A 24,368-nucleotide genomic window follows, 5' to 3' on the forward strand; every position below is an offset into this window, starting at 1 on the left:
TCTGATTACTGTTTTTCGTACGACAAAGTATAAAAAGAAATCGAGGTAAATAGCCAACAGTTAGCGACAAAACTCAACCGCCCTGAACAATCCTTGAGCAAAAACAATCTGTTATTGCTTTTCCTGACCCGTAAAACGGGCGTTCAGCTTAGGAATCGCGCGGATATAAATGAGTTCGCTGAGCAATTCTACTAACGTTTGACTGACGATCACGGCTGGAAGTAGTGGTAGTGCGCCGGGTATTGCCAACGCCAGCGGCAGAATAACCAGAGAATTTCGCGTACTGGCGCTAAAGGCCACGGCGCGCCCGCCAGCCGAATCTAACCGGAACAGTTGACTAGTGAACCAGCCGAGTAGCGGTGCCAGCAGCGCGAAGAGCACATAAAATGGCACCGCGAGTAATACCGCTGCCCAGGTGGTGCGCAGTTGAGGAATGACCGCCGCAACGACGATAAACAGCACCAGAGCGGTAGCCGGAACGGGAAGATAGCTCAATGCATCCGAAAATGTTGCCATTGTACGCTGTCGCGCCGCTAGCCATTGCAGAAGCGCGGCCAGCGCTAAAGGCACGGCAATCAGCCAGATAAACGCGTCGATAAAGGGCGCGAAGACGATAAGGCCAGCGGCGTCGTGGCCGAGAAATAGCGTCAGATAGAAGGGCAACGCCAACATTTGCAGCATCAATAAAATAGGCGTTGCGGCCAACAGGCGGGCGGCATCTGCGCGCCCCAGGTGTGCGAATGTCACCACGTAGTCAATACAGGGAGCAAGTAACACCAATATGATGCCCAGCTTCACCAGCGGTTCGGCGGGGAGAAAAGGCAGCAGCGCCGCGACTAGTAAAGGAATCACGATGAAGTTGGCAACGAGCAGCGCGCCGATGAATCTGATCTGAGTGATGCTTTTTCCGATCGTGGTCAGCGGCACTTGCAGGAACGTAACAAACAGCATCAGCGCTAGCGCCGGATTAATCACGACATCCCATTGCTCCGTTCCCGGCAGCACGAGGGCGGTTGCCACTGCCGCTATCACGGCAACAAAATAGATCGCAGCCTGATGGGCTTCCATGAAGGGTTTCAACGCGGACATGGTGTCATCTCAATATGAAGCAGAACGTGTAGAGCAGAAAAAACGGTGGCTGCTGGAGCGGCCACCGTGTGTTTCAGCGCGTAATGCTACCGAATTATTGTGCCGGTGGAACGATCGGCTCTTGCGGTGCGCCAGGCAGAGACTCTTCACCTTGTTCCGTTGGAACGGAGAAATACGGTGCGATGAAATCAGCCAGCGCTATTTTGTTGCCGTTGAAATCAATTTGACCATCGGCATAGTGCAGTGAACTGGTAATGGCGTTGTCTTTTGTGACGCTCAGTTGGTTACCTTCACCAATCTGGGCCATCGCTTCAACCTGTTGCTTCGCCATATCCGCAAGCTGTTTTTGCTCTTCCGCATTGGTCGTTTTTGGCCCGCTCTGTACCATCAATTCCGCTAGCATATCCAGCGGCAGATTGAGTTTGGCATCGAGTTTTTTGACCGACTGACGAATGATTTTTTCTTCATCTGACTGGGTTGCATCGTTCGCTTTATCCGTGCTCTGCAACGGATCGGTTAAATCCAGCGCCAGCGTGAACGTGCCTTCACCCTTGCTGTTTTTCCAGCTGATCGGGGAGATAGCAATGCTCGGGTTGCCTTTCAGCAGCTGTGGCAGATATTGCAGAACCGACATGGCAACGTCGTGCTGGTAAGTGTCAGGATCGATAGCGGTCGGATCCTGCAACATTTTCTGCACTTTTTCCTGATAGGCGGTGAGGAACTGTTTGGTGCCCGCACCGTCAAGCTGCGAAATGGACATGCTGACGTTACCAGAACCCAGATTGCGGTCGCCGATGATTAACGATCCCAGCGTTACGGCCAGTTTGCCTGCCAGATTCTTATCATCTTCCGTTGCGCTGCTTTGCAGAGAGAAGTCGTTCAAGGTAACGGCATCGCCACCTTCTACGATAAACGTCATCGTTTTAAAGGACAGGTTACCGTCGCCTAAATCAAGGTCGAATTTGCCTTTTTGATTGGTTCCCTTGATCGAGAAATCGGTGAGATCGACGTTCTCTGTTTGGCCCCAGGCATTTTTCCTTTCCATCTTCACGCTGCTGATGGTGGTATCCAGCTTGCTGCTGCGCAAGTCGTGCCCAATATCCACCACGGCTTCCGCGCCGCTGAAGGAAAATTTCTGTTCTGGCGTCTGATGGTCGATAGGGGCCAGCGTAACGAGTGACTGTGTATCACCGCTATAAGCGACGCGAGTTTCGGCCGTAAAGAACGGCTTATCTTTCGTCAGCTCAAACCAGGCTTTGACGGCCGGCGTGTTGGCTAACTCGGTATGGACAGACGCCATCGCCGGAGCGAGGTTGAATTTCTTGAGCTGTGCTAGCGGGAACGGCCCATGAGACACGGTTTCGTTGAAGACGAGTTCTTCACCGGGCGCAAGGATCTTCGCGCCTTCTGCTGTGCCTATCGAGCCATCTGCTTGCAGCACATAGGATAGGGTGCTGCTGAATACGCCGCCCTTATAGTCGCGATAGACGACTTTCAGGCCCGCGTTCGGGTAGGCTTGCTTGAGTTTGGTATTCAGCGTATCGGTAAAACCATCAATTTGCTGAGCCATCTGCTTGCCGGTGTACCAGGATGCACCGGTCCAGATGGCACCCAGAGCAACAATAACGCCTACGGCGACTAACGACTTCTTCATTTTTATTCATCCTTTAGTAAAAAAATGCGCGTTTTCAACGCGAAACGCTGGCAACTTCCCACAGGTAACTGCAGCGTATGGAACAAGTTATCGGTTAAATACGCGAGCGAGACGCCCCTGTCCCTCAACCGTTATCGGTGACTCACTGGCGGAAATGAAGCAGGACTCTCCCGGACGTAGCGAGAGCCGCTGCTCATTTTTTTGCAGGACGGCATGGCCGTCAATACAAAATACAATGGCGGCACTATTCTGGCTGAGCGTCTGCGGGCTCTGGCTCAGTTCGTGCAGCGAAAAAGCGAAATCTTCAACAGGAATCGGGAAACTGAGTTCATTACCCTGACGGTGTGGCGTCGTCAGCAGCTGGTTTGCGGGTTTGGCTTCGAATACGACATTATCCAGCAGCTCTGGAATATCAATGTATTTCGGCGTTAGCCCAGCACGCAGCACGTTGTCTGAGTTCGCCATGACTTCTAATGCCACACCTTTCAGATAAGCATGTGGCGTTTGCGCAAACAGGAACATGGCTTCGCCGGGTTGCAGCGTAATGACGTTCAGCAGCAGCGGGGAGAACAATCCGCTGTCGTCGGAATAGTATTGGGTGATCGCGCGGATGGTCGCCCAAGGCTCGTCATTTTGACTATTTAGCGCGGCCTTCAAGACGCCGAGCGCCCGCGATTTTTGCTCACCTTCCATACTCAACAGGTTGGTGAACAGCATGGCGAGATTCTTCGCATCGGGCTGTTGTAAAAACGCGGTGATGGACGGATGTGCGCTGGCGACGGGCTCTAGCAACTGTACAATTTCAGATAATTCTCGGAACCCATTCATAGCCTGAAAGGGCGTTAATGCGTAGACCAATTCCGGTTTGTGATTGGCATCTTTGTAGTTTCTTTCGGCTGCATCGAGCGGGATGCCCGCGGCATTTTCTTTCGCAAAGCCTTGTTCTGCCGACGATTTACTGGGGTGAACCTGAATGGAAAGCGGCTGTTCCGCGCACAAGACCTTAAATAAAAAGGGCAATTCACCAAAACGTTGCGCGATCGTTGCGCCAAGATGGGCGGTCGCGTCTTCGGCAATCACGTCTCGCAGGCTGCGGGTGTTGCCTTTTTCATCAATAATTGCCGAACTGCTTTTAGGATGGGCGCCCATCCAAAGTTCCGCCATCGGTAAATCGTTAGGGTTATCAATGCCATATAGCTCAGTTAAGGCGTGTTTGCTGCCCCAGGCGTAGTGCTGGACGCAATTGAGCATTTTTTGCATGTCGGCTCCCTGCTATTACATTAATTGTTAATTTCTGTGATGCTGGCTGTTAATTACTTGAGTGATTATGAATACACTGCATCTTCTTCGCTTCATGGTAATGTTTTATGTAGCGCGATGCCAGACAGTGTTAGTCGACCAATAAGCGTGATAAGGCCAGTGAGTGTTATCAGAATAGGCCCGGCGATGTGATTCGATGTCTTCTACTATTTGAATGTGTGTTTTAAGGAGGAAAGGTAATGAGCACGACGCGTAGTGAAAAAGACTCAATGGGACCGATTGATGTTCCTGCTGAACGGTTATGGGGCGCACAGACACAGCGATCGCTGGAACACTTCCGTATTTCTGAAGAGAAAATGCCCCGTGCGCTGATTTATGCGCTGGCGCAAACCAAGCGTGCGGCGGCCCGCGTCAACATGGATCTCACGCTTCTGCCTGCCGAACGGGGAAATGCGATTATTCAGGCGGCGGATGAAGTGTTGGCTGGTCAGCATGCTGGGGAATTCCCCTTAGCGATCTGGCAGACGGGGTCTGGCACGCAAAGCAATATGAATATGAACGAGGTGTTGGCTAACCGCGCCAGCGAACTGCTGGGGGGAGAGCGGGGCAACAATCGGTTGGTTCACCCCAATGACGATGTCAACAAAAGTCAGAGTTCCAACGACGTTTTCCCAACGGCGATGCATGTCGCCGCTGTCGTCGCGATCAACGAACACCTGATTCCTGAATTGAAAGCGTTACACGCTACGCTGGCGTCGAAGGCTGAGCAGTTTAAGGATATCGTCAAGATCGGTCGTACGCATTTACAGGATGCCACACCGCTGACGCTGGGGCAGGAAATCTCCGGCTGGGCCGCGATGTTGCAGCATAACCTGAAGCATATCGAAAACAGCGTGCCACACATTTGTGAGCTGGCGCTGGGCGGTACTGCGGTCGGAACAGGGCTAAACACGCATCCCGAATATGCGGTGCGCGTGGCAGCCGAGCTGGCGAAATTGACCGGTCAGCCGTTTGTGACTTCGCCGAATAAATTCGAAGCGCTGGGGACCTGTGATGCGTTAGTTCACGGGCACGGTGCCTTGAAAGGGCTGGCCGCATCGTTAATGAAAATTGCTAACGATGTACGCTGGCTGGCGTCTGGCCCGCGCTGTGGTATCGGCGAACTGAGCATTCCTGAGAACGAGCCGGGTAGCTCCATCATGCCAGGCAAGGTCAATCCGACCCAGTGTGAAGCGCTGACGATGCTGTGTTGTCAGGTAATGGGCAACGATGTCGCGGTGAATATCGGCGGCGCGTCTGGTAACTTTGAGCTGAACGTGTATCGCCCTATGGTGATTCATAACTTCCTGCAATCGATTCGCCTGCTGGCTGATGGCATGAAGAGCTTCGATGAGCACTGTGCGGTAGGTATCGAACCGAATCGCGATCGCATCAATCAGTTGCTGAACGAATCGCTGATGTTGGTGACGGCACTGAATACGCATATTGGCTATGACAAAGCGGCAGAAATTGCCAAAAAAGCGCACAAAGAAGGGCTGACGCTGAAGGCAGCAGCGCTCAAACTGAACTACCTAACCGAAGCACAGTTTGATGAGTGGGTTCGACCGGAAGAGATGGTCGGTAGCCTGAAAAAGTAATGGCGCGATAGTCAGCGTTTTATCCTGTAGCCTGCCGGTGTTTACCCGCAGGCTTTTTCTTTTCACTCAGGCGCATCGGTATACAGGTGCAAACGCGGAATGAGCAGGCGAAGTTCGGCTGCTTTCGGCTTATGTTTATGCTTGATGTTGTTGGCGTCATAAGGATTGAGTTCGCCAATAATGGGGATGTCGCCGCCGGATTCCTGCTGACAAAGCACGAGCAGGGGAGACGGGCAGGGATGCTGAACCTGTTTCTGCTGTTCGGGATACCACACGCGGGCGATAGGCTGTACTTTGACTGGACGTTTGATCTTCAAAACGGCGTCTTCCTGCAGCGACAATACCGCGTCAATCTCTTGCTCGACATGCTCAATCCACTGCGCTTTGGTATGCGGTGCTGTGTTTTTTGCCGCATTCAGGCTCTTGGTCAGTTTCTCCAGTAACTCCACACGCGTCATATTTTTAATGATGTGCTTATTCGCCCAGCCAAAGCGGACTGACGCTGGGTTCGTTATGAGCGTCAGCGAACGGTAAGCGCTCAGCGTGATCAATCCTTTCAAATGCGTGTGGACGAACTCAAAGCGCTGTTCTGGCTCCAACCCCGATTCGACGGTAATTATCTGCTCCAGCTCTTTTTTCAGCGCGTTAATTTCCGCGATGAGTGACTGTGCCTGCTGATACTGGGCGGCGTTGACGGAAAAGCAGAGTGCTCCTGGCAAGCGGATCGCGCTTTTACTACTGAGTGTTTCGGGGTAGTGGTGAATGAACAGACGCTGAAAGTGCGCTAGTCCTTTATCGCTTGCCTCCTGCCCAACGTACTGTGTGACGGTGATATGCTCGATAGGGTCGTGCTCCGTTCCTTTTTCCACATGCGGAAGGGAATAGACGCGCCCGGCCAGCAGTAGATACTCGGCAAACTGTTGCTGCATCAGCGCAAGTTTCTGCTCTAACGTCCGGAAACAGTGGTTCATGCGATCGATTAGCGTATAGAGGTTCATAGTAAAAGCCAATTTAGTTACAACATACTTATTTTTATACTAATAAACGGACAATTCAGCAATCGTGATCGGTATTATTTCAAACAGGTTTGACGGGGACATCGAGGGAGAGCGTGGAAACAGCGCGGAGTTTACCTGATTCAGGCAAACTCCGCTAAGAAAGAGGTTTAAAGGCGATGCTTGAGTATCAGGCTAACGACCAGCGCGAGAAGTAACAGGGCGCTCAGAAACGCGGTAATACCCATCCAGCCGAATGAATGCCAGAAGAATCCCCCCAGCGTGCCGGCCAGACTGGAGCCCAGATAGTAAGAAAAGAGATACATTGATGATGCCTGACCTTTCGCGCGCCGCGCCCGCTGGCCAATCCAACTGCTGGCTACCGAGTGAGCGGCGAAGAAACCGGCGGTAAAGAGCATCATCCCGCCAAAGATCGCGAAGAGTGGGCTCAGTGCCGTCATTCCCAGTCCCGCTAGCATCAGGAGGATTGCGACGCTTAACACCGGAGCGCGTCCGTAGCGGGCCGTTAATGCGCCGGCTTTCGGCGAGCTGTAGCTTCCGGTGAGATAAACGACGGAAAGTAAGCCGACCACCGCCTGACTGAGTAAATAAGGTGGTGCCAGCAACCGATACCCAATGTAGTTAAACAGGGTAACGAACGCGCCCATCAGCAAAAATCCCTGAAGGAACAGCAGCGGCAAGCCCGCGTCTCGCCAGTGCAGTTTGCTATTCAGCAGCAGCGTTTTTGGGCGCAGCGAACCGGGTCGGAAATGGCGTGATTCCGGCAGGATGCGCCAGAACGTAATCGCGGCAATGAGCGCCAGTACGCCGATCGTACCAATGGCGACTCGCCACGGGAAATAGTCGGTTAATACCCCGCTGACCAGACGTCCGCTCATGCCGCCAATTGAGTTACCGCTGATATATAACCCCATTGAAAACGCCAGCACGCTGGGGTGAATTTCTTCACTCAGGTAGCTCATGGCGACGGCCGCAACGCCGCTTAGAGACAGGCCCATCATCGCCCGCATGATCAATACGCCGTTCCAACTGGTCATAAAAGCGCAAATCACGGTACAGATCGCGGCCAGCATCAAGGACACGACCATCACATTCTTACGACCGATGGTGTCGGAGAGCGGTCCGGTAAACAGCAGCCCAAACGCCAGCATCACCGTCGAGACGGAAAGCGACAGGCTACTGGTCGCTGGCGAAATACCGAAATCTTGAGATAGCACCGGCAACAGCGGCTGAACACAATACAGCAGGGCAAACGTTGCTAACCCGGCAGAAAACAGCGCCAGCGTGACGCGCATAAATTGTGGCGTACCACGCGTAATATAAGGCGTTTTACCAGAATGTTTCGGGGCAATATCATCTGCATCGTCGGCCGTAGAAAGAGGCCAGTCGTTCGGTGCAGAAGATGGCAGGTTACTCACAATAATTCCTTACCGGAAAGGGTAAATCAGGCGTAAAACAACAATGTGAGGATCATAGAAGAGTGATATTATTTTGTATAATATATTAATAATCATGATTGATATGTTTAAAGTATGAATATCGAACTACGTCACCTTCGCTATTTTATTGCGGTCGCGGAAGAGCTGCATTTTGGCCGAGCCGCAGAGCGATTACGCATTTCACAGCCGCCACTGAGCCAACAGATTCAAATTCTGGAAGAGCAGGTGGGGGCTAAGTTGTTGGCGCGCAACAACCGGAATGTCCAACTCACGCCAGCAGGCGAGATGTTCCTGAAAGAGGCCTGGTCGATTATTAGTCAGGTCGATCAGGCGGCGGAACGGGCGTCCCGCATTCAACGTGGCGAGATTGGGGAATTAACGATCGGCTTTACGTCCTCCGCGCCGTTTATCAAAAAGATCTCCAGCAGCCTGCTGCGTTTTCGCCAAACCTACCCGGAAGTGCATATTCAGATGATGGAGCTTAACACCAAACAGCAAATTGAACCGCTGCTGAACGGTAAGCTCGATATCGGCATTATGCGCAATAACCCGTTGCCGGACGCGCTGGATCATCAGTTGCTGCTGCGTGAACCGCTGATTGCTGTCGTGCAGGAATCCCATCCGTTAGCGCAGCAGGACACTGGGCGGGCCATCAACATCACACAGCTGGCAAATGAGCCGTTCGTTTTCTTCTCGCGTGCGGTCGGAACGGCGCTGTATGACGACACGCTGACGCTGCTGAAACGCTATGGCATCAGCCCCTACATTACGCAGGAAGTGGGCGAGGCGATGACCATTGTTGGGCTGGTATCCGCGGGATTGGGTGTGTCTATCTTGCCTGCGTCGTTTTTGCGTATTCGGGTCGATGGCGTGAAATATTTGCTGCTGGAAGAAGAGGACGCTACAACGGAAGTCTGGCTGGTGACGGCACGACATCAGCCGCAAAGTGCAGCAGCGAAAGTGCTGATGTCGCTGATGCTGGGCGGATAATCGTTAAAATATGCGCGCTAAATCACATAACGAATCAAATATTTGACGAGTTTAGTGAAAAGCCCCACCATACCCGCAGTTTTTTTATTTTGCAGCGTGAAAAATAGTCATGCCGTAATAATAAAGATAAATTTTTCAACAGCAGTGCCAGCAATAATGCGAATCAGTAGGAGCCAGGTTTGTGATAACCGACGGTCAACCAGGACACATCGATCAAATCAAACAAATGAATGCCGGTGCAGTGTATCGGTTGATCGATAAGTACGGCCCGATATCACGTATCGAACTGTCCAAACGTGCTCAGCTCGCGCCCGCCAGTATTACCAAAATCGTCCGCGAACTGCTGGAAGCCCATCTGGTACAGGAAACTGAATATCAGGATGTGGGCAGCAGAGGGCGTCCCGCTATCGGCCTGATTCTGGATACCGAAGCCTGGCACTATCTTTCCGCACGCATCAGCCACAATACCCTGTTATTGGCGCTGCGCGATCTCAGCAGCAAGCTGGTTGTGGAAGAGGAAATCCCGCTTCCCGCCACGTCGTCACAGCCGCTGCTTGAGCGTATTCTGAATGAAATCGACCAGTTTTTTATTCGCCATCAAAAACGGCTGGAGCGACTAACCGCAATCGCAATTACCGCGCCGGGCATGATTGATGCCAGCAAGGGCATGATTCACCGGATGCCGTTTTATGACGTTGAGGAAATGGCGATTGGCCCCGCGCTGGAACAGCGCACGGGGTTGCCCGTGTATTTGCAGCACGATATCTGCGCCTGGACGATGGCCGAGGCGCTATACGGCGCATCGCGCGATTGCCAAAATGTGATTCAGGTGGTGATCGACCATAACGTCGGCGCGGGCGTGATTACTGGTGGCCGTATCCTACACGCAGGAAGTCGAAATCTGGTCGAAATCGGGCACACGCAGGTCGATCCTTATGGCAAGCGTTGTTATTGCGGCAATCACGGCTGTCTGGAAACGGTCGCCAGCACGGAAAATATGCTGGAACTGGCGCAACAGCGCATGAATACGTCCATGAGTTCACTTCTGCATGGTTCACCACTCAGCGTTGAGAATCTGTGTGATGCCGCGCTCAAAGGCGATCAGTTAGCCAAAGATATCATTAACGATGTCGGCCATAACGTAGGCCGCATTGTCGCCATCATGGTGAATCTCTTCAATCCCGATAAAATTCTGGTGGGCTCCCCCCTGAATAAAGCGGCCAGCATTTTACACCCTGCCATTTTAGGCTGTATTCAACAGCAATCATTCCCGCCCTATAGTCACAACATTCAGGTGGAGGCGACCCAGTTCTACAATCAGGGCACGATGCCTGGAGCGGCACTGGTAAAAGACGCACTCTATAACGGATCGCTGCTGGTTAAACTGCTACAGGGATAACCATAAAGGCGTAGAGCAACAAAACATTGCGCTAACGCAAACTGCCTGAATGAGGCATAGCCTAGACTTTCACGCTTGGAAAGCATTTTGGCTGTGCTTGTTTTTTGGTATTCAGGTGGTCTGGAGTTATCCCATGTTGAAACGTATTTTTGTCACTGGTACTGATACCGCCGTTGGCAAAACAGTGGTATCCAAGGCGCTACTGCAAAAAATGGCGCTGGCAGGCAAATCGGTTGCAGGCTACAAACCGATAGCAAAAGGGTGCGAAGAGACGGAAGCGGGCCTGCGTAATAAAGACGCGTTGCTGCTACAGGCGGCTTCGACACTCGAATTGCCCTATAACATGGTTAATCCTATCGCACTGCGGGAAGATGAAATCAGCGCCAGTGAAGGAACTATTGATTACTGCACGATGACGCAAGGCCTGCGCCACATGGGCGAGACGGCGGATATCGTGGTGGTTGAAGGAACAGGCGGATGGCGAACTGTTATGAACGATCTGCGTCCGTACTCCGAATGGGTGGTGCAGGAACAGCTGCCTGTTGTGCTGGTTGTTGGCATCAAACTGGGCTGCATCAGCCATGCGCTGCTGACCGCACAGGCGATCATCAACGATGGTTTACCGCTAGTCGGCTGGGTCGCTAACCGTATTAACCCCGGACTGGCGAATTACGCAGAAATCATTCACGTTCTGCGGAAAAAAATTCCGGCACCGCAGCTGGGCGAACTGCCTTACTTGCCACGCGCCGAACAGCGGGATCTCTCGTCTTATATCGATCTTTCTGCCGTCAGCTATTAATTTCTTTTGTCTTCTATTCCCGCTTCTCTGCGGGAATAAATTTTCTCCGTCACGCCACCTGTTATACTCACAGGCAGTTTTTCTTCTTATCCTGAAAATATAATGAAAACAGAGAATAACCTGCAGCAAACACCTGTCCCACATCGCCATTGGATTTTAATTGCCTGTATGTTGGCTATGTTCACGGCCGCGATTGAAGTGACGATTGTCGCCACCGCGCTGCCTACCATCATCGCGGATTTAGGCGGGTTTTCCCTATTGGGCTGGGTCTTTGCGGGTTATTTGCTGACGCAGTCGATCAGTATTCCAATTTATGGCCGGTTGGCCGACCTGTATGGACGCAAAAAGATATTCTTCTTCGGCATGATCGTGTTCCTGCTGGGGTCGATTCTGTGCGGATTCTCGACGCAGATGGGTTGGCTGATCGTCTTCCGCACCTTACAAGGGCTGGGCGCAGGCGCGATTACGCCGATTGCCTTCACTATTGTTGCTGATGTGTACAGCTCGACCGAGCGCCCGAAAATACAGGGCTATCTGTCCAGCGTGTGGGGCTTTTCCGCGATAATCGGCCCGCTGCTGGGGGCGTTTATCGTGCAACACTTCAACTGGGCGCTGGTCTTCTGGGTCAACGTGCCGATTGGGCTGTTCTCCATCTTCCTGCTGGCTCGCTATCTACCTACGATGAATACGGTGCGCCAGCATCAGCTGGACTGGATGGGGGCGTTCTATCTGATTGTGTCCGTCGCCAGTTTGCTGATGGCGCTGCTACAGGCTGAGGTGTTCGGTTACTGGGTGATCCCGCTGCTTGCGATCTCCGCCGTGGGCAGCATTATGTTAGTTCGACAGGAAAAACGCACGCCGGAGCCGCTGTTTCCGCTGGCGCTGTGGCGCAATCGGGTCATTATCGCCGGTAATCTCGGCGGATTGGTCGTCGGTGCCGCCATGATGGGCGTGAGCGCCTTTTTGCCGACGTTTATTCAGGGCGTAATGGGTAAAACGCCGCTGGAAGCTGGCAGTATACTGGCGATGATGTCGATTGGTTGGCCGCTGGCCAGCACGCTGAGCGGGCGCTTAATGCTGTGGACGTCTTATCGCTTTACAGCAATGCTCGGCGGTATTGTGCTGATTATCGGCAGTCTGACGCTGCTAACCGTTCAGCCGGACAGCAACCTTATGTGGGCGCGGCTTGCGGCATTTCTGATCGGTTCGGGAATGGGGCTAAGCAGCACAACGTTTCTGGTATCGATACAAAACTCGGTGGACTACTCCATCCGCGGCATTGCGACGGCTTCCGCCATGTTTACCCGCATGCTGGGTTCCGCGCTGGGAACGGCAATCCTTGGCGCGACGCTGAACATCAGTCTGCACTGGCGATTGCCGGACGTGAGCGATCCACTCCAAACGCTAATGGATCCAGCCAAGCGCATCCTGCTGAGCGTCAACCAGCTTGATGCGCTGGCATCGCAAGTCGCCTCGTCTATCCACGGCGTATTTATCGTTTCTGCACTCATCGCGGGTATCACGCTGCTTTCCGCCAGAATGATCCCGGCAAGCCAGCGACCGGGGCAGGCTGAAACCAGACAAAAATAAGGCAAAAGAAAAGGCGCGAAAGCGCCTTTTGAACATTTACTTTGAACATCCAGAGGAAGGGTTACGGAGTGGTCGTCGGCTGGCCTTCTGCTGGCGCTGGCGCACTTTCCGTATTGGCGTCGCCCTCAGCATGACGGGTGTATACAATTTTATATGAATCACTCTCGCAGTGACCAACCACCTGACCACTGGCCTGATTCACCTGATCGTTCGGGACGATATCCAGCGTAAAACCGGATTCTGGTACACCATTGGCTATGATTTTCTGGGCAATATCCGCTTTCACACTCTCGCAAGATGCCAGTGCAGCCAACGGAGTAACCAGGAATAACGCGGCACCAAAAATGACGGTTTTTTTCATCTTTCGATCCTTTTCTCTGAAAAAAGTCCCTTTGAGTATATCAAACGATGACGATAACGCGAAAAAGCCGCGAAATCAGGCCATCAATGATGGCCCGGAGAAGGTTAAACGCAGGGCCCGGTGGCACAGCCATACATCATAAATAGCGGGAAAAGGGCAACTGCTGGAATCATGAGGGGCGCAAGCAGCACCTCTTTGCCAGAGTTATCACTGCTGTTGATCACTACCGGAATGGGCTGTGGCAGGCGACCATTTGTTGTCGGGCTGATCAATGAGCCGTCTTTCTCGCTAAATGTGCCGTTCGCACTAAAGGTGACTTCACCTTTTCCCATTGTCGTAGGAATTTGCGCCGCGTAGAGTTCGCGTAAATCCACTTCCTGCTTTTGGGTCAATCGGCGAGTATCAATCACGTTTTTATATCTCGCGTAGACCAGGCCATTACGGAGAGAAAAATCGACCCTCACGCCAGTGATGATGTCTTTGTAATCACGATAAAACGCGTAATAGTCCTGATACTCTTTTTGAGCGCGGGCGTCAGAGAATTTATAAACGTAGGTAGCAGACTCAGCGATAAGCATCCCATTGTCATTGGTGATATTCGTGATGTTATCCGTCTTCGGATAGGTGCTTGCACACGAACTGACCAATAGACACATGATAAACACACTCCACAGTTTGATGTGAAAAGGGCGTGAAAGTAACTGCACGAGATCCATATTCATCCTGATGCACTCCATTTTGGATAACAATGCGTGTTGGTACGATACAGCGATAATCGTTGAGTTTAACGGTGATGTCCCCTCGGGTGCAGGCTAATTTGCTGCACTATTTTGCTGCAATATGAAGAGAAAAGGGGAAACCCACGCCAGAAGGCGTGGGTGAAAAATCAGGGGGTAACGGGGCGGCCACTGCGGCGGTCGAGACAGCGTTCTGTCGTGTTTTCCCAGTAAGCATTGACGTTATAGCTGGCGTTGCATTTTTCACGCCCATCAATCGCTTTTTCCGTTTTATCGAATTCTTTCTCAACGCGGTTGTTCACTTTATTACGCAGTGAGCGAGTTGAGTCCCATTGCTCTTTGCTTTGACGCGCGGCTTCTTTCGACAGCGCGCTGTCGCCGGAATCAACAATGATGTGGCGTGTCTCTGCCAGTGCGGCAGGCTGCCAGGCAGCGGAAACGATAACCAGAGAAAGCGGGATGAAGGCCCGAATCAAAGAAGAGAAAGAGTAGTGGTTCATGTTTCACCTTGACAGAACGAATGATAAAAACAAACGCCGGTGCAGCAGAACGATAAAGCGCACGGCAAGCGATAGACAACAAAAGGCGATCGCCGTTCCCTGTAACCCCCGAGCTTTGTGCAAAAAGGAAGGTTACCTATAACGAGAAGTATACATCCTTCGCTTCAACGGCACTATAACCGTGCAGCATCTGGTAAAAGCGGTTTGTGAACCAATAGAAAAGGGCATGAAACTGCGTTCATGCCCTTAATTCTTGTGTTTCAGTAATGATTAACCTTCGCGGTGTACGCTTAACCCAGCAAAAGACTGGCTGACCGGCATCATTTCCAACGTATTGATATTTACGTGTGCTGGCAGAGTCGCTACCCAGAAAACGGCTTCAGACACATCTTCGGCGGTCAGCGGCGTCGTGTTGTCATAGGTTTTACTGACTTTGTCGTCGTTACCCTTGAAGCGCACGGCCGAGAACTCCGTTCCACCGACCAAGCCCGGTTCGATATTCGTTACGCGGATTCGGGTGCCAGACAGATCGGCACGTAATCCCAGGCTAAACTGCTGTACGAACGCCTTGCTGGCACCGTACACGTTACCGCCCGCATAAGGCCAGTTTCCTGCGGTAGAACCGATATTGATGACGTGGCCGATATTGCGCTCCACCATGGCGGGCAGCAGCGCACGCGTCATGAACACCAGTCCTTTGTTGTTGGTATCGATCATGTTTTCCCAATCGTCTACCGAGGCTTTATGCGCAGGTTCCAGACCCAGCGCCAGTCCGGCGTTGTTCACCAGCACATCAATGGTCCGCCATTCGGCTGGCAGGGCAGCAACGGCCTGTTCGATCGCCTGACGGTCGCGCACATCCAGTTTTAACGGATACAGCGCATCACCCAGTTCTGCCTTCAGCGCATCCAGACGTTCCTGACGGCGGCCGGTCGCGATCACTTTATGGCCTGCACTAATGAATTTACGCGTAATTGACTCACCAAACCCAGCCGTTGCACCGGTAACAAAAATAATCATGCTCTTATTTCTCCCTGACCGTTTTCATATTTTGCTTGTGCCTGATATCAATATAAATAATGAAAGGCATACGATCATTTAGCCGCGCAATTCCCTGTGGGTCAAGCGTTACTCCGGTTTCAACGATGCGGTTCAGGAATCATCGCCCCTCAGAACGAGAGGCGAATGTCGGCCACGACGGTGCGACAAGGTTGGTATGGAGGAGGATTAAATCCAGTTCTTGTTGCGGAATTCACGCATAGTATCCGCGACCCACTGCATTTCCTGCGGTGTCCCTAACGAGATACGACACCAGTTATCCGCCGGAGGAAATGCGCGGCCAATTAGCACTCCCGCGTCTGCCATATGCTTTTGGTAATCCTTAAGCGGCACGACCAACTGGTGGAACACAAAGTTTCCCTCTGACGGTAAGTAAGGGAGTTTCAGGTCATCCAGCGCTTTCAGCAGGATTTGGCGCGACACATCATTACTCTTTTTGCTGTAGGTAATGAATGCCGAATCGTCCATGGAGGCCAATGCGGCATCCACGCCGCTAAAGTTGATTTTTTCGCCTGCGACATACCTTCCCATCAACGCAATAACGTTGGGATGGGCGACGGCATACCCAACGCGCATACCTGCCATGGCGTGTATTTTGGAGAACGTTTTGAGCAAAATAATGTTCTCTGCACCCTGCGTGATCATCGGTGAAATAGAGCGAAAACGCGGGTCATTGACAAACTCGGCGTAAGCCTCATCGACGATAAACATCGTATTGGCTGGCTTGCTGGCAATCCACGGTTCGATTAACTCCGCCGGCGTAATCGTGCCCGTTGGGTTATTGGGATTGACCAGATAAACAATGGAAGGGCCGCTGTAGCCTGCCACGGCGGCTTTCAGCCCTTCAAGATCGAATGCCCAGTTGTCGAGCATTTTGACTTTCGTGACACGGATGCCGGCAATTTTCGCAAAGTGTTCGCCATCGCCGTAGGTTAATTCAGGAATCACCAGCTGTGTATCCAGCGAGGCGTAGGCTTCAATGGCCGCCCGAATGCCTTCGGACGATCCGGCCGTCAGCAAGATAGAAGGAGCCTCGACCTGATGATGCGCCGCCAGCTTATTGCCAAGCAGTAAAATTTCATTTTTTGCATAGCGATTGGCTTTCACGACAGCCTCGCGCGCGGCGGCTTGCGCTTTGGGCGACATGCCTAATGGGTTCTCATTGAAGTTAATACGGATTGGGTTAGTGGCCGACGGTGCGGTAAATGCAGCGTTCTCAGGTTGAGTCTCGGCAAAAACCCGCGAACTTAACCCTGTTGTTACTGCCGCCGTTCCCAGCAGGGCGCCCGAAAGTTTTAATAATGCTCTGCGTTTTGGGTTTAACACGTCGCTTTCATTGATTAAAAAATTCATCAAAACACTCTCCTTAGTTACATAATGACAGGAGAGCTAAAGCATAAAGCGCGCCAACTTCATTAATCGACTGAACGCTAATGCCTTGTCAAATAGGTGAAATAACATTTTCTTACGACAAGTATGTCCGTCTGGCGGGAAATGCTGCATTTTCTGATGCGTCGATTAAAGGTAAGAAAAATTGGTTGATTCATCGAGTGATTAAATCGAATGATATGAATTACTTATGCAAGGGAGCCATCATGACGCATGCAATGATGCATCATGATGCGTTTGCCCTATGAGATAGCGAGTACATAGCGGAAGACATCACGTTTCCTGATTGTCGGCTTCGACCGCCGCATACAACCGCTCAAGGATATCGGGAAACGCAGACTGCACGCGGTTCCAGCTTGGCACAAACGGTTTATCACCCAGGACGTCACTATAGGCATGACCTGCAAAGGTGATGACATCAGAAAATAATTCCACCGCTGACTCCTCTTTATGACGGTCGAAACTCAGGCCGTTCATACGTGCGTCATGCTCGAAAGCATCGATCATATCAAGCGCGGTGCGATAGTAGGTCGCTCGCAGGACGCGGAAAGAGTCTGTGGTGATATTCACGCCGAGTATCGCCAGCTTGCGATACAGCGCTTTTGTGATGTCCGCCGCCATGCGCTGCAATCCCGCGTTAGGATCGTCTTCAGACATTGGCTGATGTTTATGGTCGTAGCGATCGGCGATATCCACCTGACAAATGCGGCGGGTCGCGGTGCCGCGATAAATTTCTGACAGCACGCCAATTTCCAGTCCCCAATCGCCAGGAATGCGCAGATTGTTCAGAATGGTGGTGCGCATCGCAAACTCGCCGGAAAGTGGATAGCGGTAACTGCGCATGTAATCCAGATAGTCCGAATTGCCGTAGACCTTTTGCAGCGATTTCAGTAACGGATAGACCAGCAGACGTCCCACGCGGCCATTCAGTTTTCCCTCTGCAACACGGGCGTAATAGCCTTTGCAGAAGTCGTAATTAAAGTGCGGATTCGCCACGGGATAGAGCAGGCGAGCCAGCATCGCACGGTCATAGGTGACAATGTCACAATCGTGTAAGGCAACACAGGCAGAACGACGCGATGCCAGCGTGTAGCCGACACAAAACCAGACATTCCGGCCCTTGCCGGGCTCCTCTGGTGCTAGCGATTTTTCTGCCAGTTCGTCGCTGAGTGCTTTCAGGCGCGGGCCATCGTTCCATAGGATGCGATGTCGGTGCGGCAGGCGAGAGAAGAATTTTCGAGCGTAAAGAAACTGTTCCCGATCGGCGCGATCCAACCCAATTACAATTTCGCCAAGGTAAGAAACCTGAGACAGCTGATCGACAATGTGGCTCAGCGCGGGGCCTTCCAGCTCAGAGTACAGCGAGGGCAGAATCAGCCCCATACTGTTTTGCCCGGAAAATACCTGAAGTTCATACTCCAGTTCTTCCGTGCTTCTCTGAGTGAGATTGTGAAAATTGGTAATGATGCCATCTTGATAAAATTCGCTCATCCTATGCTCCCATACCCTATTGCGGCTATGTCATGCCGAGAAATGATCGTTGCCAATAAAATGCTCCAGTCCTTCACTCCAGCCTTGAGGCCCTGAATTCTGCGTGCAATATTGCTTGCCGCTGTACGATTCAGGCAGGTTAACAATTTGATTTCCTTTGCCTTTAATTAATACGGCGTAGTCCACCATGCATAACAGGGATATATCGTTCGGACCGTCACCCAGACCAAGCGTTTTGACGTCAGTACCGTATTTCTCGATATACTGTGTTTTTATCCAGTTAACCATGAATCCCTTACTCGTTTGGGCACTCATGGCGTGATAAAAGCGACCACCTTGGGTCAGAGTCAGCCCCGCCTCTGCCAATGACTGGCAAAAACGCGGTAGGGCATTTTGCTCGTCCAGCCACAGCAGCGGTTCAGTGGCTTCTCGCTGTTGCGCGCGTTGGGCGTCTTGCACGGTTAATCCCGTCATCTCTGCTATTTCCGTACTGCTCATATCGCCAAAGCCTTTGAAGCAGAAACCGGATGCGCGCAGCAATTCCAACTGGGTGCGGATAACGGAATACCCTGCACCCATCCTCTTCCTTGGATAATCAGGATGTGATTGCCATGTTGGCGGCAGCACGGCAATGGCGCCGTTTTCCGCAATATAGGGATACAGTTCCAGCCCGAGCGCCCGCCGTAAGGGCTCAACTTCAGCCGCCGTTTTACTGGTGGTGATAATCAACGGAATTTCCTCATTCACCAGCCGTGTCAGCCACGGTTGCGCGGCATCCCACTGGTAAGTCTCATGATCGAGCAACGATCCGTCGAGATCGCTGAAAATAATCAGCTTCTTATTACGCGTTTGCATGGGTTCTCCATGTTTTATCGTGGATAAACAGAGAGTAACGATGGACGATTAACGTTAGTCAGAAAGGGCGCGTGTTTGTCAGTGAGGTGTTGTGTTCGTGATATTGATGACTGTGATCATCATCACACTTTAAGGATAGGTGGCAATCCGTGTCTTCACCAATAATATAATGATCTGGCTATTTTTTGGCAGGCGATGAATATCAGCGAGTGGTGCCTTTATCCTGAAACGTTTTACGCCAGTCGGTCGGGCTCACGCTAAAACGCTGTTTGAACTGTTGGCGAAAGGTTACCGCTGACTGAAAACCCACGCTATCCGCAATCGCTTCGATGGAGTGAGATGTCGATTCCAGTAATGCCTGGCTATGGTGAAGCCGCTCCGCCGTTAGCCAGTCGCTAACCGTCATGCCTGTGGCCCGGAAGAAATGTCGGGTAAATGTCCTGCGGCTCATCTGCACACGGCTTGCCAGCGCATCCAAAGAGTGAGGCGAACGGAGATGGCTGCGCAGATAGTCCAGCAACTGATTGATTTTACTATCTCGCGTATTTTCCGGCACCGGATGTTCAATAAACTGAGCCTGCCCACCTTCACGGTAAGGCGGGATCACCAGACGGCGGGCGACACGGTTAGCAATAGCGCTGCCGCAATGTTGACGAACCAGATAAAGGCAGCAGTCTATTGCCGCCACCGTGCCTGCAGACGTAATCAGATGTTCGTCTTCGACATAGAGCGCGTTGGTATCCAACTGCACATGAAGAAAGCGGGCGATAAAATCCTGCTCAAACGCCCAGTGTGTCGAGGCACGGCGGCCATCTAGCAATCCGGCGTAAGCCAGCACATAAGTTCCCAAACATAATCCGGCGATCTGTGCTTTGCGGGTTGCGGCAGCGCGTAACGCATCCAGAAGCAGTGCAGAAGGGCGAGTCTCTGGATGGCTCCAGTAGGGAACCACGATCAAATCGGCGTTTTCTAATGCGGAAAATCCGTGATCAACGTTGATAGAAAACCCGTGCTCTGATGCCACCATGCCCGGTTTTTCCGCACAGAAAAAAAGCTCAAATTGTTTTTCTTCATAGAGCATGTCGCTGAAAACCATACCCGGTATAGATAAATGAAACGGGCTAAAATTCTCGGAGACAACCACCGCGACGGTCAGCACAGCCATAATAGCCCTCATCAAATCATCAATAGGTTCCGGTTACTGTCCGGCTCAGAATTGCACGCTTTCGCCATCGTTCGGTACGTGCGCGACGGACTGAAGCTTTTCTTCATGCAAATAGTCACGCAGTTCAGCCCGACTCAGAAGGCAATGGTTCACCGCTTCCATATGTGTTGCGACAATCGCCGCATTGGGTACGAGCTGATGCACACGCCGTACATCCTCTTTTCCCATGATAATGGAACCGAAGCCGGGAATGACCGCATTGCCGATATTCAGCGCCACCACATCGGGCGTGTGATGCGTCAGTGCAGCAATAACATGCTGATTCCAGACGGTATCGCCAGCCAGATAAAACGATTTCTCATGCGCATGCTGGAAGATAATCCCGCAAACATCACCTAGTCGTTCCGCCATCTGTGGATTAGCGTAGGTTTCATCAGAACCGTGTTGGCCGGATGTTTTGATCAGCGTTATGCCGTCATATTCCGTCTGCTCATCCAGTACACGCACCGAGGTAAATCCCGCTTGCCGAATGAGGCCAGCATCCTGCGCATTTTGGCTGAAGATCGGCATTGTTTTCGGGATAGCATCGATGGCTGCATCATCCCAATGGTCGAGGTGTGTATGCGTCACAATCACGGCATCAACATCCAGAATTGTCGCCATAGGCAGAGGAAGATCGACCAGTGGATTACGCAGATGTGCATTTGCCGTTCCCGGGAAGCCGGGATAGGTCGCCTTTGGTGCCAGCATCGGGTCAATCAGAAACGTTTTCCCACCAAATTCCAGTCGTAATGTCGCATTGCGAATCTGCGTTATTTTCATCTTATTGCTCCCATATCCGGTTAACTGGCAGCGCTGTTACGCGCCAAACAGGAGCAGTATAAGAATCTGGCAGCTCGCTAACAGTGGCCTGAATGACACACTTCGATGAGTTTAGGCCAATTTATCTCAAGTGGATTGTTTATCATCGGGCAAACTATCCTATTGCCGTCTTCATGCACACTAGCTATCTTAACTCACTGGCTAGCTTAACCAACGTGCTGTTTCATCACTGAAAAGGACCATTCCATGCCCCATATCGATGTCAAACACTTCCCAAGGAATCTGTCTGAAGAAGAGAAGAAAGCCGTCGCGGAAGATCTTGCTGCGGTCCTGAAGAAGCATTTCGGTTCTTCCGACGAATCGCTTTCTGTCGCGTTAAATGAAATCCAGCCGGAGCGCTGGAAAGATGACGTTTACGACCCGTTCATCAAACCGCAGTTGGATACGTTGCCGAAAAAACCGGGATATTCGTATTAGTTTGCCCCGCATCCTGGCGCATTAATTAGCCTGCTCCGAGACGTTTTTCAATGTAGCTGAGCGGGTTGACCACCAACACAGCAGCGATCCCAGACTGACCATTGCCGCACCTTGCCAGAAGGCCACGGTTAACGTCGAGTTGAGAATAAATGCCGCAAGCGCAGCGGAAATAACGGGAATGAAATAAGACGCAGTCGCCAGAACGGTGACATTACCGTGCAGAATACCGATATTCCACGCAGCGTAACCAAACCCCATCGCACCGGCGGCGAGAATCAAACTGATGATAACAGGCGTGCTGATAATAAATTCAGGTTGAGGAGCGAATAGATATTTAACCCACAGCGTTAATGCCGTCAGTATAAAGAAGAGGGTAATACCGTTCGCGCCGTTAGCAATCTTCTTTGTCACCGCACAGTAAATTGCCCAGATAATTGCCCCGCCAAAAGCCAGCCCATAGCTTAATGGATTGCTATAGAGGTTATTCATAATACTGCTCAAAGATAAACCTTCGTCACCGCCTAATACCCAGCCAATCCCCGTGATTGCAAGCAACATGCCGGGGATAATAACCAGACTGGTTTTTTGCCGATTAACCAGTACGGATAACAGGATCGTCAGGCTCGGCCAGAGGTAATTAACCATGCCGACTTCTATTGCCTGCGTGCTGTTATTGGCATAGCCAAGAGAGAGGGAGAGGCACAGTTCGTAGCAGACAAACAGAATGCTGCCAGTGATAAGGTAGGATACTGGAAAGGTTTTTATCTTAGGAAAACCGACCGTCATTAATAGCATCACCGAGCTTAACGTATAGATCATCGCCGCACCGCCGACGGCGCCGAATCCTTCATTCACGCTCCGAATCAGCCCGACAATCGCACTCCACAGTACGACTGCGATTAACCCTATTAACGTTGCTTTTTGTGATGTCATTTATTCATCTATCCTAGCGTTTCGATTTATTCCGTAACGACTTATTCCGTGACTATTTATTCCGTAACTATTTATTCCTTAACCACGGTATCCGTGTGCCAGTGCAATAATACAGCCAGAAAACCCAGAAATAAAAAAGCCGATAACCTATTATTGTTATCGGCTTTTCACGATGCAGTAAAGCAGGGGAATTACGCGGTCAGCAGAGGCTGTGCCGTGCTTTCAACCAGATCCAGCAGAATTTTGACATCGCCCAGGTTGACCGTTGGGTTCAGCAACGTCAGTTTCAGGCAGGTAACACCGTTAAATTCGGTGACACCGACGTTGGCACGACCTGATTCCAGCAATGCATCGCCAATGCGTTGGTTAAGCAATGCGATAGTCGCGTCATCCGCTGTCGCCAGCTGTTGCGGGCGGAAACGGAACAGAACGCTTGCCAGCTGTGGCTGCATCACCAATTCCAGCGTGGCATGTTCATCCACATACTGTGCAACCTGTTGCGCCAGCGTAACGCCGTGATCGATGATCGCTGCATACTGCTGTTGGCCCAATGCTTCCAGACCCATCCACAGTTTCAGCGCATCAAAACGGCGCGTCGTCTGCAATGATTTAGACACCAGATTCGGGACGCCCTGCGCTTCATCGAACTCAGAGTTCAGGTAAGCCGCCTGATAGCGCATCAGCTCATAGTGACGCGCTTCTTTCAACAAGAAAGCGCCGCAGCTGATGGTCTGGAAGAATTGTTTGTGAAAATCCAACGTAATGGAATCCACCAATTCAATGCCGTCCAGATAATCGCGATACTTCTCGGACAGCAGCAGCGCGCCGCCCCAGGCTGCATCAACGTGTACCCAAATCTGATGTTCTGCCGCCAGTGTTGCAATCGCCCGTAAAGGATCAATCGCACCCGCGTCAGTGGTACCGGCCGTCGCCACAATCGCCAGAATCTGCTCACCGTTAGCTTTGGCCAGCGCCACTTTCTCAGCTAAATCGTTCAGATCCATACGCGCGAAGCGATCGGTTTTCACCAGCGTAACGCATTGATAACCCAGACCCAGTAAAGCCATGTTCTTTTGCACCGAGAAATGGGCATTTTCAGAACAGAACACTTTAATTTTCTTCAGGTTACCAACCAATCCATCTTGCTGGATCGAATGTCCCTGACGGGCAAAGAAGGCATCACGCGCCAACATCAAACCCATCAGGTTACTCTGGGTACCGCCGCTGGTGAATACGCCAGCATCGCCAGATTGATAGCCGACCTGGGTACGCAGCCATTCAATCAGCTTCATCTCGATGATGGTCGCAGACGGGCTTTGATCCCAGGAGTCCATGCTTTGGTTCGTGGCGTTAATCAAGACTTCCGCTGCCTGACTGACCACCAAACTCGGGCAGTGCAGGTGAGCGACACACTGTGGGTGATGCACCGACAGGCTGTCTTTCAAAAAGTACTCAATCGCACGCTCGATAGCGGCCTGGTTACCCAGGCCCTGCGGATTAAAATCCAGCGTGATGCGTTCACGCAGTTCAGCAACGGTTTTGCCCTGATACATCTCAGGCTGTTGCAGCCACTGCATGACGGCTTGGCTACTCTGCGTAATCGCTTCCTGATAGGCTTCGATACTCTGTGCAGAGGAGGCCAGAATCGGGTTGATTTTTGTTTCCACTGCTTCTGTTTCCACTAATTGGGACATCGTGGTCATTCG

At 51.8% G+C, this 24,368-nt stretch carries 22 protein-coding genes; 6 read left to right on the plus strand and 16 right to left on the minus strand.

The features are described from left to right. Window positions 1-111 precede the first annotated feature (111 nt). The 3 genes from NXT09_RS03430 to manA all read right to left on the minus strand — a co-directional run bounded on the left by NXT09_RS03430 (window position 112) and on the right by manA (window position 4,003). Window positions 112-1,089, minus strand: coding sequence for an arsenic resistance protein (locus NXT09_RS03430; RefSeq protein ID WP_268578860.1), 978 nt, complete (start codon window positions 1,087-1,089; stop codon window positions 112-114). 94 nt (window positions 1,090-1,183) lie between these two features. Continuing rightward, window positions 1,184-2,743 (minus strand): YdgA family protein, encoded by a 1,560-nt coding sequence (locus NXT09_RS03435; RefSeq protein WP_268578861.1) that lies wholly within the window; start codon window positions 2,741-2,743, stop codon window positions 1,184-1,186. A gap of 87 nt (window positions 2,744-2,830) precedes the next feature. Next, a complete protein-coding gene (gene manA, locus NXT09_RS03440) occupies window positions 2,831-4,003 on the minus strand; it encodes a mannose-6-phosphate isomerase (protein ID WP_174868355.1) in 1,173 nt (390 codons plus the stop codon). Between the two features lie 239 nt (window positions 4,004-4,242). Between manA and fumC the strand changes: the two genes are divergently transcribed. Further along, window positions 4,243-5,640, plus strand: coding sequence for a class II fumarate hydratase (fumC, locus tag NXT09_RS03445; protein WP_205566002.1), 1,398 nt, complete (start codon window positions 4,243-4,245; stop codon window positions 5,638-5,640). 62 nt (window positions 5,641-5,702) lie between these two features. On the opposite strand, the gene tus is transcribed toward fumC, so the two are convergent. Further along, window positions 5,703-6,638 carry a DNA replication terminus site-binding protein gene (gene tus / locus NXT09_RS03450; protein WP_268578862.1) on the minus strand — a complete coding sequence of 312 codons (936 nt, stop codon included), beginning with the start codon at window positions 6,636-6,638 and terminating at the stop codon, window positions 5,703-5,705. 167 nt (window positions 6,639-6,805) lie between these two features. After that, entirely contained in the window at window positions 6,806-8,074 is a 1,269-nt protein-coding gene (locus tag NXT09_RS03455; protein WP_268578863.1) for an MFS transporter, read from the minus strand. 114 nt (window positions 8,075-8,188) lie between these two features. Between NXT09_RS03455 and NXT09_RS03460 the strand changes: the two genes are divergently transcribed. The 4 genes from NXT09_RS03460 (at window position 8,189) to NXT09_RS03475 (ending at window position 12,873) form a co-directional block, all read left to right on the plus strand. After that, a complete protein-coding gene (locus tag NXT09_RS03460; protein WP_240585331.1) occupies window positions 8,189-9,085 on the plus strand; it encodes a LysR family transcriptional regulator in 897 nt (298 codons plus the stop codon). A gap of 181 nt (window positions 9,086-9,266) precedes the next feature. Continuing rightward, window positions 9,267-10,484: a sugar metabolism global transcriptional regulator Mlc gene (gene mlc, locus NXT09_RS03465; RefSeq protein ID WP_205566006.1), complete on the plus strand. Its 1,218-nt coding sequence runs from the start codon at window positions 9,267-9,269 to the stop codon at window positions 10,482-10,484. A 133-nt stretch (window positions 10,485-10,617) separates the two neighbouring features. After that, entirely contained in the window at window positions 10,618-11,283 is a 666-nt protein-coding gene (gene bioD / locus NXT09_RS03470; RefSeq protein ID WP_174865615.1) for a dethiobiotin synthase, read from the plus strand. A 102-nt stretch (window positions 11,284-11,385) separates the two neighbouring features. Then, window positions 11,386-12,873, plus strand: a complete 1,488-nt coding sequence (locus tag NXT09_RS03475; RefSeq protein ID WP_268578864.1) for an MDR family MFS transporter — start codon at window positions 11,386-11,388, stop codon at window positions 12,871-12,873. Window positions 12,874-12,934: 61 nt separating this feature from the next. Here the strand turns inward: NXT09_RS03475 and NXT09_RS03480 are convergent, their stop codons facing one another. The 9 genes from NXT09_RS03480 to NXT09_RS03520 form a co-directional block, all read right to left on the minus strand. Then, window positions 12,935-13,234 carry a DUF1161 domain-containing protein gene (locus NXT09_RS03480; RefSeq protein WP_095994553.1) on the minus strand — a complete coding sequence of 100 codons (300 nt, stop codon included), beginning with the start codon at window positions 13,232-13,234 and terminating at the stop codon, window positions 12,935-12,937. A 104-nt stretch (window positions 13,235-13,338) separates the two neighbouring features. After that, window positions 13,339-13,956 (minus strand): hypothetical protein, encoded by a 618-nt coding sequence (locus NXT09_RS03485; protein ID WP_268578865.1) that lies wholly within the window; start codon window positions 13,954-13,956, stop codon window positions 13,339-13,341. Window positions 13,957-14,120: 164 nt separating this feature from the next. Continuing rightward, window positions 14,121-14,471 carry a DUF1283 family protein gene (locus NXT09_RS03490; protein WP_174865612.1) on the minus strand — a complete coding sequence of 117 codons (351 nt, stop codon included), beginning with the start codon at window positions 14,469-14,471 and terminating at the stop codon, window positions 14,121-14,123. A gap of 270 nt (window positions 14,472-14,741) precedes the next feature. Next, the gene (ydfG, locus tag NXT09_RS03495) at window positions 14,742-15,491 is read right to left on the minus strand and encodes a bifunctional NADP-dependent 3-hydroxy acid dehydrogenase/3-hydroxypropionate dehydrogenase YdfG (protein ID WP_014915384.1); all 750 of its coding nucleotides are present in this window, start codon (window positions 15,489-15,491) and stop codon (window positions 14,742-14,744) included. Between the two features lie 207 nt (window positions 15,492-15,698). Further along, window positions 15,699-16,883 (minus strand): pyridoxal phosphate-dependent aminotransferase, encoded by a 1,185-nt coding sequence (locus NXT09_RS03500; protein WP_268578866.1) that lies wholly within the window; start codon window positions 16,881-16,883, stop codon window positions 15,699-15,701. Between the two features lie 309 nt (window positions 16,884-17,192). Continuing rightward, a complete protein-coding gene (locus NXT09_RS03505) occupies window positions 17,193-18,410 on the minus strand; it encodes a glycosyltransferase family protein (RefSeq protein WP_226308936.1) in 1,218 nt (405 codons plus the stop codon). A gap of 30 nt (window positions 18,411-18,440) precedes the next feature. Further along, on the minus strand, window positions 18,441-19,265 hold the full coding sequence (locus tag NXT09_RS03510) for a mannosyl-3-phosphoglycerate phosphatase-related protein (RefSeq protein WP_268578867.1): 825 nt from the start codon (window positions 19,263-19,265) through the stop codon (window positions 18,441-18,443). Window positions 19,266-19,467: 202 nt separating this feature from the next. Then, window positions 19,468-20,430 (minus strand): GlxA family transcriptional regulator, encoded by a 963-nt coding sequence (locus tag NXT09_RS03515; RefSeq protein ID WP_268578868.1) that lies wholly within the window; start codon window positions 20,428-20,430, stop codon window positions 19,468-19,470. A gap of 45 nt (window positions 20,431-20,475) precedes the next feature. Beyond that, entirely contained in the window at window positions 20,476-21,252 is a 777-nt protein-coding gene (locus NXT09_RS03520; protein ID WP_268578869.1) for an MBL fold metallo-hydrolase, read from the minus strand. A gap of 246 nt (window positions 21,253-21,498) precedes the next feature. On the opposite strand from NXT09_RS03520, the gene pptA reads away from it, so the two are divergent. Further along, window positions 21,499-21,729 carry a tautomerase PptA gene (pptA, locus tag NXT09_RS03525; protein ID WP_014915392.1) on the plus strand — a complete coding sequence of 77 codons (231 nt, stop codon included), beginning with the start codon at window positions 21,499-21,501 and terminating at the stop codon, window positions 21,727-21,729. A 21-nt stretch (window positions 21,730-21,750) separates the two neighbouring features. Here the strand turns inward: pptA and yddG are convergent, their stop codons facing one another. Together yddG and NXT09_RS03535 are read right to left on the minus strand one after the other, a co-directional pair. Then, window positions 21,751-22,662 (minus strand): aromatic amino acid DMT transporter YddG, encoded by a 912-nt coding sequence (gene yddG, locus NXT09_RS03530; RefSeq protein ID WP_268578870.1) that lies wholly within the window; start codon window positions 22,660-22,662, stop codon window positions 21,751-21,753. 191 nt (window positions 22,663-22,853) lie between these two features. After that, complete coding sequence (locus NXT09_RS03535) at window positions 22,854-24,365, minus strand: pyridoxal phosphate-dependent decarboxylase family protein (protein WP_268578871.1); 1,512 nt, start codon at window positions 24,363-24,365, stop codon at window positions 22,854-22,856. Window positions 24,366-24,368: the final 3 nt, after the last annotated feature.

Source organism: Pectobacterium jejuense (assembly GCF_026800125.1).
Taxonomy (GTDB): domain Bacteria; phylum Pseudomonadota; class Gammaproteobacteria; order Enterobacterales; family Enterobacteriaceae; genus Pectobacterium; species Pectobacterium jejuense.